At 70.0% G+C, this 13,599-nt stretch carries 13 protein-coding genes; 10 read left to right on the forward strand and 3 right to left on the reverse strand.

Translation table 11 applies throughout. The annotated features are described in order from the left end of the window. Positions 1-14 precede the first annotated feature (14 nt). The 3 genes from ACO2Q2_RS11740 to fabG are packed head-to-tail and all read left to right on the forward strand — an operon-like array spanning position 15 to position 3,541. Complete coding sequence (locus tag ACO2Q2_RS11740; protein WP_423256020.1) at positions 15-2,378, forward strand: MMPL family transporter; 2,364 nt, start codon at positions 15-17, stop codon at positions 2,376-2,378. Beyond that, complete coding sequence (locus ACO2Q2_RS11745; RefSeq protein ID WP_423255966.1) at positions 2,362-2,811, forward strand: phosphotransferase; 450 nt, start codon at positions 2,362-2,364, stop codon at positions 2,809-2,811. The genes ACO2Q2_RS11740 and ACO2Q2_RS11745 overlap by 17 nt, the downstream gene beginning before the upstream one ends. Continuing rightward, positions 2,804-3,541, forward strand: coding sequence for a 3-oxoacyl-ACP reductase FabG (gene fabG / locus ACO2Q2_RS11750; protein ID WP_423255967.1), 738 nt, complete (start codon positions 2,804-2,806; stop codon positions 3,539-3,541). Before ACO2Q2_RS11745 ends, fabG begins: the two co-directional genes overlap by 8 nt. Before the next feature lie 103 nt (positions 3,542-3,644). On the opposite strand, the gene ACO2Q2_RS11755 is transcribed toward fabG, so the two are convergent. Next, the gene (locus tag ACO2Q2_RS11755; RefSeq protein ID WP_423255968.1) at positions 3,645-3,818 is read right to left on the reverse strand and encodes a hypothetical protein; all 174 of its coding nucleotides are present in this window, start codon (positions 3,816-3,818) and stop codon (positions 3,645-3,647) included. Positions 3,819-4,090: 272 nt separating this feature from the next. Next, positions 4,091-5,143, reverse strand: a complete 1,053-nt coding sequence (pyrC, locus tag ACO2Q2_RS11760) for a dihydroorotase (protein WP_423255969.1) — start codon at positions 5,141-5,143, stop codon at positions 4,091-4,093. 489 nt (positions 5,144-5,632) lie between these two features. Here pyrC and ACO2Q2_RS11765 point away from each other — a divergent pair, with 489 nt between their 5' ends. Genes ACO2Q2_RS11765 through ACO2Q2_RS11795 form a run of 7 tightly spaced genes read left to right on the forward strand, consistent with a single transcriptional unit; the run spans position 5,633 to position 12,223 of the window. Continuing rightward, a complete protein-coding gene (locus tag ACO2Q2_RS11765) occupies positions 5,633-6,343 on the forward strand; it encodes a FadR/GntR family transcriptional regulator (protein WP_423255970.1) in 711 nt (236 codons plus the stop codon). 4 nt (positions 6,344-6,347) lie between these two features. Further along, complete coding sequence (locus ACO2Q2_RS11770) at positions 6,348-7,289, forward strand: 2-dehydro-3-deoxygalactonokinase (protein WP_423255971.1); 942 nt, start codon at positions 6,348-6,350, stop codon at positions 7,287-7,289. Then, positions 7,283-7,927: a 2-dehydro-3-deoxy-6-phosphogalactonate aldolase gene (locus tag ACO2Q2_RS11775; RefSeq protein ID WP_423255972.1), complete on the forward strand. Its 645-nt coding sequence runs from the start codon at positions 7,283-7,285 to the stop codon at positions 7,925-7,927. The genes ACO2Q2_RS11770 and ACO2Q2_RS11775 overlap by 7 nt, the downstream gene beginning before the upstream one ends. Further along, complete coding sequence (gene dgoD / locus ACO2Q2_RS11780) at positions 7,924-9,072, forward strand: galactonate dehydratase (protein ID WP_423255973.1); 1,149 nt, start codon at positions 7,924-7,926, stop codon at positions 9,070-9,072. The genes ACO2Q2_RS11775 and dgoD overlap by 4 nt, the downstream gene beginning before the upstream one ends. A gap of 43 nt (positions 9,073-9,115) precedes the next feature. Next, complete coding sequence (locus tag ACO2Q2_RS11785) at positions 9,116-9,880, forward strand: SDR family NAD(P)-dependent oxidoreductase (RefSeq protein WP_423255974.1); 765 nt, start codon at positions 9,116-9,118, stop codon at positions 9,878-9,880. Continuing rightward, a complete protein-coding gene (locus ACO2Q2_RS11790) occupies positions 9,877-10,797 on the forward strand; it encodes an SMP-30/gluconolactonase/LRE family protein (RefSeq protein WP_423255975.1) in 921 nt (306 codons plus the stop codon). The genes ACO2Q2_RS11785 and ACO2Q2_RS11790 overlap by 4 nt, the downstream gene beginning before the upstream one ends. Before the next feature lie 37 nt (positions 10,798-10,834). After that, positions 10,835-12,223 (forward strand): sugar porter family MFS transporter, encoded by a 1,389-nt coding sequence (locus tag ACO2Q2_RS11795; RefSeq protein WP_423255976.1) that lies wholly within the window; start codon positions 10,835-10,837, stop codon positions 12,221-12,223. A 239-nt stretch (positions 12,224-12,462) separates the two neighbouring features. Here ACO2Q2_RS11795 and ACO2Q2_RS11800 read toward each other — a convergent pair whose 3' ends face one another. Further along, positions 12,463-13,527, reverse strand: coding sequence for a glycoside hydrolase family 43 protein (locus ACO2Q2_RS11800; protein ID WP_423255977.1), 1,065 nt, complete (start codon positions 13,525-13,527; stop codon positions 12,463-12,465). Positions 13,528-13,599: the final 72 nt, after the last annotated feature.

Raw genomic sequence — 13,599 nt, forward strand, 5'->3', positions numbered from 1 at the left:
GTGCGCCGCAGGGCATGCGGCCGGGCGCACGGCTTGCGTTGCTGGCGGCCTGGCTGCTGGCGCTGGGCGGGCTCGGCGCGCTGGTGGCGCACCGGCTGCAGATCAGCACCGACCTGCGCAGCTTCATGCCCGCCCCCACCACGCCCGAGCAGCGCCTGCTGATGGAGCAGGTGGGCGATGGCCCCGGCTCGCGGCTGCTGCTGTTGGCGATCGAGGCGCGCTGCCATGCACACGTCGACGCCGCGGCGTGCACCACGCCGGCGCAGCGCGACGCCACGCTGGCCGCGCTCAGCCAGGGACTGGCCGCTGCGCTCAAGGGTGACGCACGCTACAGCCAGGTGCTCAACGGCAGCTTCGATCCCGGCGCGCTCGATCCGGCGCTGCTGCCGTATCGCTACCTGCTGTCGCCCACACTGGACTCCCAGCCGCTGGACGAGGCCTATCTGGCCGACCAGCTCGACCAGCGGCTGGACGATCTGTCCTCGCCGGCCGCGGTGCTGCTGAAGGATCTGCTGCCGCGCGATCCCACGCTGGAAGTGCTCAAGTTGGCGCAGCGCTGGTCGCCGCCCAAATCCCCCGAGACGCGCGACGGCGTGTGGTTCTCGCCGCAGCACGAGGCGCTGCTGCTGGTGCAGACCCAGGCGGCCGGCTTCGACCCGGACGCGCAGCGGCAGGCCATCGACGGCATCCGCGCGGCCTTCGCGCGCCTGCCGCAGCACGAGGCGGCCACCCTCACGCCGAGCGGCCCGGGCTACTTCAGCGTGGTGGTGAACGCGGCCACCCGCGCGCAGGCGGACTGGATCGGGCGCATCTCCACCGTGGGCTTCGTCGCGCTGCTGCTGCTGGCCTACCGCAGCGTGCGTTCGCTGCTGCTCGGCGCGCTGCCGGTGGTCAGCGCCGCGCTGGCCGGCATGGCCGCGCTGGTGCTGGTGTACCCGCAGGTGCACGGCATCACGCTGGCGTTCGGCTTCACCCTGCTGGGCGTGGCGCAGGAGTATCCGATCCGCCTGCTCAGTCACCGCCGCGCCGGCGAGGACGCGCTGGCCAGCGCGCGCCAGCTGTGGCCGCTGCTGCTCACCGCGATCGCCTCGGCCTGCATCGCCTACCTCGCCTTCTACGCCTCGGGCGTGGACGGCCTGAAGCAGCTGGCGGTGTTCACCATCACCGGCCTGCTGGTGGCCGGTTTCAGCACCCGCTACCTGCTGCCGTACCTGCTGCCCGCGCAGGTGCGCGACGTGGCCGGCATGCCGTGGCTGGTGAAGGCGCGGCACCTGGTCGACCGCCTGCCGCGGCCGCGCTGGGTGCCGCTGCTCGTAGCGGCGGCCACCGTGCTGATGCTCGCCTGCGCGCCCGGCCCGTTCTGGCAGAACAATCTCGCCGCGCTCACCCCGCTGCCCGCCGACCTGCTGCTGCGCGACGCCCGCCTGCGCGAGGCGCTGGGCGCGCCGGACGTGCGCTACCTGCTGCTGATCCAGGCGCCCACCGAGCAGGGCGTGCTCGAAACGTCCGAGCGGCTGGAGCCGGCGATCGAGGCGCTGGTGGCGCGCCATGCGGTCGATGCGATCGAGCTGCCCTCGAAATACCTGCCCAGCGAGGCGACCCAGCGCGCACGCCAGGCGCGGCTGCCCGATCGCGCCACGCTGCAGGGGTCGCTGGCGCAGGCGGTCAGCGGTTTGCCGTTCCGCCAGGATCTGTTCGCCCCGTTCGTGGACGACGTGGAAACCGCCCGCAGCGCGCCGCTGCTCACGCCGGAGCGCTATGCGCAGAGCCCCCTGGGCCAGCGGCTGACGGCGATGCTGATGCATCGCGGCGACCACTGGCTGGGCCTGGGTACGGTCAGCGGCGTGCACGACGTGGCCGCGATTCAGGCGATGGCCGCGGCGCAGGGCGGCGGCGTGCGTCTGCTGGACATGAAGGGCGCGGCCGAATCGCTGGTGGCGGCGTATCGCGTGCGCATCCTCAAGGCGCTGGGCGTGGCCACGCTGCTGCTGGTGCTCACCATCACGCTGTCGCTGCGCAGCGTGCGGCGCGCCTGGCACGTGCTGGCACCGATGACCCTGGCCACCTTCCTGGTGCTGGCGGTCGAGCGGCTGATGGGCATCGAGATCTCGCTGTTCCATCTGGTCGCGCTGATCCTCGCTGGCGGCCTTGGCCTGCATTACGCGCTGTTCTTCGAGCGCGAGACCGGCGACCCGGCCGAGCAGCGCCGTACCCTGCACGCCACGCTGGTGTGCGTGGCGTCCGCGCTGCTGGTGTTCGGCATGCTGGCCTGGGCGAGCATCCCGGTGCTGCGCGCGATCGGGCTCACCGTGAGCCTGGGCGTGGCCTTCCACTTCTGCCTTTCGATCCTGATGGCACCGCATGCTCGACAGGACTGAGTTCGCCCCGCTGATTCCCCACGCCGGCAGCATGTGCCTGCTCGACGCCGTGCTGACCTGGGACGCCACCACCATCCATGCGGTGAGCGAAAGCCACGCACGTGCCGAGCACCCGCTGCGCGGTGCCGGCGGCGGCCTGCACGCCGTGCACCTGGCCGAATACGGTGCGCAGGCGATGGCCGTGCACGGCGCGCTGCGCGATCGGGCCCAGGGCGCAACGGCGGTGAAACCGGGGCGCCTGGTGAGCCTGCGCGGGGTGCGGCTGGCGGTCGAATACGTGGCCGCATCGGGTGGACGTCTGGACGTCCATGCCGAATGCCTGTATGCCGACGATGCCGGTGCGCAATACGCCTTCCGCGTCGAGCAGGCCGGCCGCCTGTTGGCCAGCGGCCGCGCCGCCGTGATCCACCCTTCGGAGCCCAGCCATGACTGATGCCCAGCCTTCCCGTCGCGCCCTCGTCACCGGCGGCAGCGGCGACCTCGGCGGCGCGATCTGCCGCGCGCTGGCCGCGTCCGGCTACCACGTGATCGTGCACGCCAACCGTGGCCTCGAACGCGCCGAGGCGGTGGCTGCCGCGATTCACCAGGCGGGTGGCCGCGCGCAGGCGCTGGCGTTCGATGTCGCCGACGCGGCGGCCACGCGCGCGGCGCTGGACTCGCTCCTGGCCGACGGTGCGATCCACGCGGTGGTCAACAACGCCGGCGTGCACGAGGACATGCCGATGGCCGGCATGACCGACGCCGCCTGGCACCGCGTGATCGACGTGTCGCTGCACGGCTTCTTCCACGTCACCCAGCCGCTGCTGCTGCCGATGGCGCGCGCGCGCTTCGGCCGCGTGGTGTCGATCAGCTCGGTGGCGGCGGTGGTCGGCAACCGCGGGCAGACCAACTACGCGGCGGCCAAGGCCGCGCTGCACGGCGCCAGCAAGTCGCTGGCGCGCGAGATGGCCTCGCGCGGCATCACCGCCAACGTGGTGGCGCCGGGCATCATCGAAGGCAGGATGACCGGCGAGGAGTTCCCGCCCGGGCGCATCCGCGAGATGGTGCCCGCGCAGCGCGCCGGCACGCCGCAGGAAGTGGCTGCGCTGGTTGCCTTCCTGTGTTCGGACGCCGCCGGCTACATCAACGGCCAGGTGATCGGCGTCAACGGCGGCATGGGCTGAGAGGCTGAGAAAAAATCGCCCGCCTACTGCGACCGCCGCCAAACGCCCGTGCCGGCGGTCACGAACGCCTGGCGGCGCTCTCGCTACGGCGGTCGAATTTTTCTCAGCCTCTGAGTCGCCTGCGCGGCTCCGCCGGAGCGAACGGCCGTATCGAGCTGGCGCGCTCAGGCGGCGCGAAACAGTGTCGGCGGCTGGCGTGGCCGGCCAGATCGCCCATCGTCTCGCGCATCGCTTCGCCGGCGTCGCCGCTGGCACGCGCCACGATGGTGGCGGCCAAGCCCCGCATCATCGACGGGCCTGCAGGCGATCCGCCGGCACTGGCCGGAGGTCTACGACGAGGCAGGGCTGGGCGAGGCGCAGCGCCGTCGCTGTGGGGGCGACAGTTGCTCAACACGTTCGCGCTGCAGGCCTGGTACAGACCCGCATCCTGGGCGAAAAGCTCCTCGCCCTGAATCCGTTTGCCGCAGGTCGCTTATCCGACGCTGCCCTCACCTGTCTACGCAAGCTGGTGATGCAAATAACCCCTCTCTGTGTCACTCGAAACGGCGCTCAGTCCGTGGGCGCATCCACCACCGACCACGCCACGCTGCCGCCGGCGCGCAGCGGCACGCACACGCTGTCGCCCAGCGGCACGGTGGCGGGCACGGTCCAGGGGCGGCGTTCCAGCACCAGGCGTTCGGTGTTGCGCGGCAGGCGGTAGAAGTCCGGGCCGTGGAAGCTGGCGAAGCTCTCCAGGTTTTCCAGCTTGCCGGCCTCGTCGAAGGCTTCGGCGTACAGCTCGATCGCGGCGTGCGCGGTGAAGATGCCGGCGCAGCCGCAGTCGGCCAGCTTGGCCGCGCGCGGGTGCGGCGCGCTGTCGGTGCCGAGGAAGAAGCGGCTGTCGCCGCCGGTCGCCGTGGCCAGCAGCGCCTGGCGATGCTGCTCGCGCTTGAGCACCGGCGCGCAGTAGTGGTGCGGGCGCACGCCACCGTCGAACAGCGCGTTACGGTTGAGCAGCAGGTGATGGACGGTGATGGTGGCGGCCACGTGGTTGTCCTGCGCCTGCACGAACTGCACGGCGTCGGCGGTGGTGATGTGCTCGAACACCACGCGCAGGTTCGGGAAGCGCGCACGCAGCGGCAGCATGTGGCGGTCGATGAAGGTCTTCTCGCGGTCGAACACGTCCACCGCCGGGTCGGTCACCTCGCCGTGCACCAGCAGCGGCAGATCGGCCTGTTCCATCGCCTCCAGCACCGGATAGACGGTGGAAAGATCCGACACGCCGGCGTCCGAGTGGGTGGTGGCGCCCTGCGGATAGAACTTCACCGCGTGCACCTGGCCGCTGGCCTTGGCCGCGACGATCTCCTCCGGCATGGTCTGGCGGGTGAGGTACAGCGTCATCAGCGGCTCGAACGCCATGCCGGTGGGCAGCGCAGCGAGGATGCGCCCGCGGTAGGCCAGCGCCTGCGCCACGGTGGTCACCGGCGGCTTGAGGTTGGGCATCACGATGGCGCGGGCGAAGCGCCGCGCGGTGTGCCCGACCACCGAGGCCAGCGCCTCGCCGTCGCGCAGATGCAGGTGCCAGTCGTCGGGGCGGACGATGTCCAGTCGGTCCGTGCTCATGGGCCGCTCCTCTGAAGATGGGGAATCAAAGACGCATAGTGTCCCGCGTCCGGCGGGAAAAGTCCGGTGCGGTCACGCACGCACGGGGTCGCTGCAGCACCGGGTCGGATTCGGGCCCGGTACTTCCTCCGCATTTCCGGCCCGGACCGCCGGCACTGCGCGGATCGTCCGATGGCGGGAGATCGGCGTCCGCGATCGGCCGTGGCCGTCCCGCAGCGACCGCGCGCGAGGCGTGCGCCGGGTATCGTGGCTGCGGCGTCCGGCTCTTGCAGTGCGCGCACCAGGGCTGTTTTGTGCGGCGCACCACGAGAGGTGCGTCGCACCGCGCGGGTCGTCATCGCGATGACGCTACCCATTCGCCCTGTTATAAGGTAAAAAGTATTACAAATAAACGGCGCTGGCCGGGCCGGATGCCGCCGGGCCGAGGCAGCCGCTCCAACCAACCGCCGTCGTCCTTGCGGACGGCGGGCATCGACAAGGAGACAGCCAATGGTGAGGCCGATCGCCACGCGCAATCTGCATGGCCAGGTGATCCATGAGCTGGGCAGGCAGATCGTCAGCGGCGAGCTCAAGCCGGGCGAGAGCCTGCCACGCGAAGAACTGCTCGCCGAGCGCATGAGCATGAGCCGCACCGCGCTGCGCGAGGCGATGAAGGTGCTGTCGGCCAAGGGGCTGATCGAATCGCGGCAGAAGACCGGTACCCGGGTGCGCGAGACGATCCACTGGAACCAGCTCGACGCCGACGTGCTGGCCTGGCGCTGCGAGTCGATGCCTACCGAAGACTTCGTCGAGAAGCTGGTGGAAATGCGCGAGATCATCGAGCCGGCCGCCGCCGCCGCTGCGGCGCGCCGCCGCACGCCGGAACAGCTGGCCGCGGTGGAAGCCGCCTACGCGGCGATGGCCGCCGCGAAGAACCTCGACGACTGGGCCGAGGCCGACCTGGCCTTCCACGAGGCCGTGCTGCATGCCACCAACAACGAGTTGATGATCTCGCTGTTCTCGGTGATCGAGACCGCGCTGGGCACCTACTTCGTGTTGTCGGCGAGCACCGCCAGCAACTTCAAGTATTCGTTGCCCCACCACCAGAAGGTGTATGAGGCGATCCGCCGGCGCCAGCCCGAGGTGGCACGTCAGGCGATGCTGAAGATGGTGGCCGATTCGCGCAGCAACATCCGCCGCCACCGCAAGGCGAAGGCCTGAGCAGATGGCGGGCCTGATCGGACTCGACTGGGGCACCAGCAGCCTGCGCGCCTATCGGCTCGATGCCGGCACGGTGGCCGAGGTGCGCGCGCGTCCGTGGGGCATCCGCCAGTTGCCGGAAGGCGGCTTCGACGCGGCGCTGGCCGAGGTCACCGCCGGCTGGCCCGCGCTGCCGCGGCTGGCCTGCGGCATGGTCGGCAGCCGCAACGGCTGGTGCGAGGTACCGTATCTCGAGCTGCCGACCGACGCGGTAACACTGGGGCGCGCGCTGCATGTTTTCGTCGCCGGTGACGGCCGTGCGCTGCACCTGGTGCCGGGGCTGCGCAACCCGCAAGGCCCGGACGTGATGCGTGGCGAGGAGACACAGCTGTTCGGCGCGATGGCGCGCGATCCGGCGCTGGCCGCGCATGCCACGGTCGTGCTGCCCGGCACGCACAGCAAGTGGGCCAGCGTGCGCGACGGCGCGATCGTCGACTTCAGCACGGCGATGACCGGCGAACTGTTCGCGCTGCTGCGGCGGCACTCGATCCTGAATGCCGGCGGCGACGAGGGTGCGCCGGCGCCGGATGCCTTTGCGCGCGGCGTGCTCGCCGCCCGCGACAGCGGCGCGGCCGGTGGACTCTCGCGATTGTTCTCGGCCCGCGCGCTGATGCTCGACGGCATGCTGGCGCCGGCCTCGGTGCCGGACTATCTCTCCGGTCTGCTGCTGGGCGAGGAACTGCGCGCGCAGATCGCCAGCGGCCGCTTCCGCATCGATGCGCCGATCCAGCTGATCGGCGATGCCGCGCTGTGTGCGCGCTACCGCGAGGCTGCCGCGCATTTCGATCTTTCCTTTGCCCAGCCGTGGGTCGACGTCGTCGCCGATGGGCTGTGGCAGCTCGCCGTCGCTGCCGGACTGGTGGCCGAGCCCCTGGCCATGGCGCCGAAGGAGGCCCGTTCATGCTGACCCCCTGGCTCTCGCCGCTGCCGCTGGTGGCGATCCTGCGCGGCCTGCTGCCGGAGGAAGCGGTTGCCATCGGCCGGGCGCTGGCCAGCGCGGGCCTGCGTGTACTCGAAGTGCCCCTGAACTCGCCGCGGCCCTGCGACAGCATCCGCCGGCTGGTCGAGGCGCTGGGTGACGGTTGTCTGGTCGGCGCGGGCACTGTGATGACGCCGGCGCAGGTCGACGAGGTCGCCGCGGCCGGTGGCCGGCTGATCGTGATGCCGCACGCCGATGCCACCGTGATCCGCGCCGCCAAGGCGCGTGGCCTGGTCTGCGTGCCGGGCGTCGCCACGCCCACCGAGGCCTTCGCGGCGATCGCCGCCGGCGCCGACGGGCTCAAGCTGTTTCCCGCCGAGCAGGCCGCGCCGAGAGTACTCAAGGCCTGGCGCGCCGTGCTGCCGCCGGACCTGCCGGTGCTGCCGGTCGGCGGCATCACGCCGGACACCATGGCGCCGTGGATCGCTGCCGGAGCGCAGGGCTTCGGCATCGGCTCGGCGCTGTTTGCCCCCGGCGTCGACGCCGCGGAGATCGAACGACGCGCCCGCCGCTTTGCCGACGCGTGGGCCGCCCTTGCCACATCGCCCCAGGAAAGCGCCCCATGAAGATCACCCGACTCACCACGTACCTGGTGCCACCGCGCTGGTGCTTCGTGCGCATCGAAACCGACGCCGGCATCAGCGGCTGGGGCGAACCGGTGGTCGAGGGCCGCGCGCAGACCGTCGCAGCCGCGGTCGAGGAACTGTCGGACTACCTGGTCGGCCAGGACCCGCGCCGGGTCGAGGACCTGTGGAACGTGATGTACCGCGGCGGCTTCTACCGCGGTGGGCCGATCCTGATGAGCGCGATCGCCGGCATCGACCAGGCGCTGTGGGACATCAAGGGCCGGGCGCTGGGTGTGCCGGTGCACGAACTGCTGGGCGGGCGCGTGCGCGAGCGCATCCGCGTGTACTCGTGGATCGGCGGCGACCGCCCCGCGGATACCGCGGCGGCGGCGAAGGCCGCGGTCGAGCGCGGTTTCACCGCGGTGAAGATGAACGCCACCGAGGAAATGCACTTCGTCGATACCCACGACAAGGTCACCCGCGTGCTGGAGAACGTGCAGGCGGTGCGCGATGCGGTCGGGCCGAACGTCGGCCTGGGCCTGGACTTCCACGGCCGCGTGCACAAGCCGATGGCCAAGGTGCTGATGCGCGAGCTGGCGCCGTACAAATTGATGTTCATCGAGGAGCCGGTGCTGTCCGACCATCTCGAGGCGCTGCCCGAGCTGGCCTCGCTGTCGCCGGCGCCGATCGCGCTGGGCGAGCGCCTCTATTCGCGCTACGACTTCAAGCGCGTGCTGCAGATGGGCGGCGTGGACATCATCCAGCCCGATCCGTCGCATTCGGGCGGCATCACCGAGACGCGCAAGATCGCGGCGATGGCCGAGGCCTACGACGTGGCGCTGGCGCTGCACTGCCCGCTGGGTCCGATTGCGCTGGCGGCCAACCTGCAACTGGACGGCGTGTGCCACAACGCCTTCATCCAGGAGCAGAGCCTGGGCATCCACTACAACGCGACCAACGACCTGCTCGACTACGTCACCGACCGCCGCGTGTTCGCCTACGAGGACGGCTACGTGACCATTCCGCACGGCCCCGGCCTGGGTATCGAGGTGAACGAGGCCTACGTGGCGGAACGGGCCGAGATCGGCCACCGCTGGCGCAACCCGCTGTGGCGCCACGCCGACGGCAGCGTCGCCGAATGGTGATGCCACGCGTCGCCGCGCTCCCTCCCGTTTCCGGAACCTGCTGATGTCCTCCTTCGCCACGTACCCCAGCCTGGTCGATCGCAACGTCCTGATCACCGGCGGCGCCAGCGGTATCGGCGCCAGCTTCGTCGAACACTTCGCCCGCCAGGGCGCGCGCGTGGCCTTCCTCGACGTCGACGACGCCGGCGCCCGGCGGGTGCTGGACGCACTGGACGAAGTGCCGCACGCGCCGGTCTACCTGCATTGCGATCTCACCGACGTCGCCGCACTGCGGGCGGCGATCGCCACCGCGCGCGAAGGCATCGGGCCGATCGCCGTGCTGGTCAACAACGCCGCCAACGACGCGCGCCATGCGCTGGCCACGGTCGACGTGGCGGCATTCGAGCGCAACGTGGCGATCAACCTGCGCCACCAGATCTTCGCCACCCAGGCGGTGCTGCCGGACATGCAGGCACTGGGCGGCGGCTCGATCATCTGCCTGGGCTCCACCGGCTGGATGAAGAAGAGCGGCGGCTACCCGCTGTACGCGATGGCCAAGGCGGCCGTGCGCGGCTTCGTCAACGGCATGGCGCGCGAACTGGGCCGGCAGCACATCCGCATCAACGGGCTGATTCCCGGCTGGGTGATCACCGAGAAACAGCGTGCGCTGTGGCTGGATGCCGAGGGCGAGGCCGAGCTCCGCCGCGTGCAGTGCATGCCGGGCTATCTGATGGCCGAGGACCTGGCGCGCATGGCGCTGTTCCTCGCCGCCGACGACAGCCGCATGTGCACCGGCCAGGATTTCATCGTGGACGGCGGCTGGGTATGAGCGAGGTCCGGACGCTGCCCGTCATGCAGCCGGCGGTGGACGCGGGCAATACGCTCGGCGAAGGCATCGTGTGGTGTGACCGCACACAGTCGGTGTACTGGACCGACATCGCCCGCGCGCTGCTGTACTGCTGGCACCCGGACAGTGATGCGCTGCAGGCCTGGGCGATGCCCGAGCGGCTGGCCTCGTTCGCGCTGTGCGAAGACGACGGCTGGCTGCTGCTGGCGCTGGCCTCGCGGCTGGCCTTTTTCCGTCTTGCCGACGGCTACCTCGAACCGCTGCACGCCGTCGAGCCGGGCGCCTCCACGCGCAGCAACGACGGTGGCTGCGATCGCCAGGGCCGTTTCGTGTTCGGCACGCTGCACGAGCCGGCATCCGGTGTCAGGCAAGCGGTCGGCGGCTTCTGGCGGCTGGATGCCCATCGGGTGCTGGAGAAGCTCGACCTGCCCGCGGTGGCGATCGGCAACTCCATCGCCTTCAGCCCCGATGGCGGCACCATGTATTTCTGCGATTCGCTGACCCGGCAGATCCATTGCTGCGCCTACGGCGACACGCTGGGGCCGCCGCGCCTGTTCGCCACGGTCGATGGCCGGCTCGGCGAGCCGGACGGTTCCTGCGTGGACGCCGATGGCAACCTCTGGAATGCGCAATGGGGCCGCGGTCGCGTGGTCTGCCACGGACCCGATGGCGCGCTGCGCAGCGTGCTGCCACTGCCGGCGAGCCAACCCACCCGTGCAGCCTTCGGTGGTGCGCGGCTGGACACGCTGTACGTCACCAGCGCGCGCGAGGGCCTCTCCAGCGCCGCGCTGGCTGCCGAGCCGCTTGCAGGGGCGCTGTTCCGCGCCAACGTCGGCGTGCATGGATTGCCCGAACCCCGCTTTGCCGGTCGCCCCGGGGCATCGTCTGCCGCCGGCTGAGTTTCAACCCTTCATCCCTTCCACAAGGAAGCCTGCCATGAACTCCGTTGCCCAAGCTGCCGTCGGTCATTCCAGGGCCACCGCGATCTTCACCTGTATCCTCGCCGCGCTCGCCGGCCTGATGTTCGGCCTGGACATCGGCGTGATCTCCGGTGCCCAGCAGTTCATCCAGAAGGAGTTCGCGGTCGGCGATCGCACCATCGAGTGGATCGTCTCGATCATGATGGCCGGTGCCGCGCTCGGTGCGCTGGGTGCGGGCTGGATGTCCGGCCACCTGGGACGCAAGCGTTCGTTGATCCTCGGCGCCGTGCTGTTCGTCGCCGGTTCGGTGCTGTGCGGCATGGCATGGGCGCCCTACGTGCTGATCGTGGGTCGGCTCATCCTCGGCGTGGCCATCGGCATCGCCAGCTTCACCGCGCCGCTGTACCTGGCCGAGATCGCCCCCGAGAAGATCCGTGGCGCGATGATCTCGCTGTACCAGCTGATGATCACCATCGGTATCCTGGCGGCCTTCCTCTCCGACACCGCCTTCAGCTACACCGGCAACTGGCGCTGGATGCTGGGCATCATCGCGATTCCCGGAGCGCTGTTCCTGGCCGGTGTGTTCTTCCTGCCGTACAGCCCGCGCTGGCTGATGATGCGTGGCCGTCGCGCCGAGGCCGAGCAGGTGCTGTTCAAGCTGCGCGGCAATCCGGTGGAGGTCAACCAGGAGCTGAGCGATATCGAGCAGCAGCTCAAGGTGCCGCAGCGTGGCGTGCACATGTTCTTCCAGAACGCCAATTTCCGCCGCTCGGTGGGCCTGGGCGTGCTGCTGCAGGTGATGCAGCAGCTCACCGGCATGAACGTGGTGATGTACTACGCGCCGCGCATCTTCCAGGGCATGGGCTACAACACCGAGTCGCAGCTGTGGTTCACCGCCATCGTCGGGCTGGTCAACGTGCTGGCCACCTTCATCGCCATCGCCTTCGTCGACAAGCTCGGCCGCAAGCCGATCCTGTACGTCGGCTTCGTGGTGATGGCGCTGGGTCTGGGCGTGGTCGGCACGATGATGCACCTGGGCATCCACAGCCACGCCGAGCAGTTCTTCACCGTCGGCATGCTGCTGATCTTCATCGTCGGCTTCGCCATGTCGGCCGGCCCGCTGATCTGGACGCTGTGCTCGGAGATCCAGCCGTTGAAGGGACGCGACTTCGGCATCGGCTGCTCCACCTTCACCAACTGGGCGGCCAACTGGGTGGTGGGCGTGTCCTTCCTGAGCCTGCTCAACGGCATCGGCAATGCCGCCACGTTCTGGCTGTACGGGGCGTTCAACGTGGTGTTCATCCTGTTCACTTTCTGGCTGGTGCCGGAGACCAAGGGCACCACGCTGGAGGAGATCGAGCGCAATCTGATGTCCGGCAAGCGGCTGCGCGAGATCGGGCGCTGAGACGGTGGGGTGGCGGTGCGCCGCCATCTGCTGGCGAGCCTGGCCGTCGTTGCCCTGCCGCACATGGGGCTGGATGCCGTTCGGAAAAAATGTGGCGGTGGCCTCGGGGAGGGCCGCCACCGCCACCAGCACTTGCAAATGGATGCGCACATGCCGATCGCCGGGACGGCCACCAGGCCCGCAACCGCTCCTGCTACCGCCATACCGGGGGAGCGCGTCGAGGCTTCCGTGCGCGATCCTCAGGATCCATGCGCCTGCCTCAGGTCACCGGACGGCAGCGGTAGTGCCATGCCTGCCTTGTAGGGCACGCCCAGCACGGGCGCGCCAAGGTCATCGAAATGCATCGGCTGCATGCGAATGTCCCGGCATACATAAGCTGGCTTGCAATCCAGGCGCTCGATGGCGTGGTACACGTTCCACCACTGGCGCCCATCCGGCGATGGAACGAACACTACCGAGCCCGGTCCGTAGACCGTGCCGTGATGGTCGAAGATCGGCCCGGACTTGTGCCATGCCGACGCATCCAGCGGCGAGGCGCCGGGTGTGAGCGCAAGCAGCCCAACCGCATAGTCGTTCGGGATCCAGCTCGCGCCGGCGGAATAGGTGATGTAGGTGTGGCCGGCCCGGGTGTAGCCAACCGGCCCTTCCTGGATCGGCTTGCCGCGCGTCTCCCATGGGCGCCTCGGCGTGGAGAGTGCGACCGTGGCGCCGGTCACGTGGAGCGGATCGCGCATTCGTGCCAGGCAGATCCGCTGCGGGAAGCGCGAATCATGGTGATCGGTGCACGACCAGGTCAGATACAGGCGGCCGTCGGCCGCAGTGAAAACGTCCGGATCGATCCCCCAGTGCCTGCTTGATTCGGCCAGGTGTCCGTGCGGCAGGCCGGTATCTGCCTCTGCATAGGGGCCTTCAGGTCGGGCCGCCTCCAGCACGTAGAGCCGATGATGGTCGTTGTCACCATCGTCGGCGGCATAGTAGATGTACCAGCGGCCGTTGATGTGGTGCAGTTCTGGAGCCCAGATGTCGCGGGCGTTCGGTGCGCCCCGGTCAGGAGGATTCCACACCCCGATCCAGGGCGCCCGTGCCAGCCCGGACAGGCTTCGCGAGTGTCTGATGCAGATGGCAGCCACGCCGCATTGCGAGGCGGAGTAATAGTAGACGCCGGAGACCTGCGTGATCCACGGATCGCCGCCTGCAAACAACGGATTGGCGAATGTGGGTCCGGTATGCGCCGCCGCAACTCCCGGCACGGGCAGCACCCATGCCGAAAGTGCGAGCGCAGCGCCCGGAAAGTGTCGCAGCACGATGTCCTCCTCGACTGCCCCCGGCCCACCGCGCCAACCGGTCAACCGGGTGGCGCGGTGGGCCGGGAAACC

Source organism: Dyella sp. KRB-257, from assembly GCF_049445995.1.
In the GTDB taxonomy this organism is placed as follows: domain Bacteria; phylum Pseudomonadota; class Gammaproteobacteria; order Xanthomonadales; family Rhodanobacteraceae; genus Dyella_A.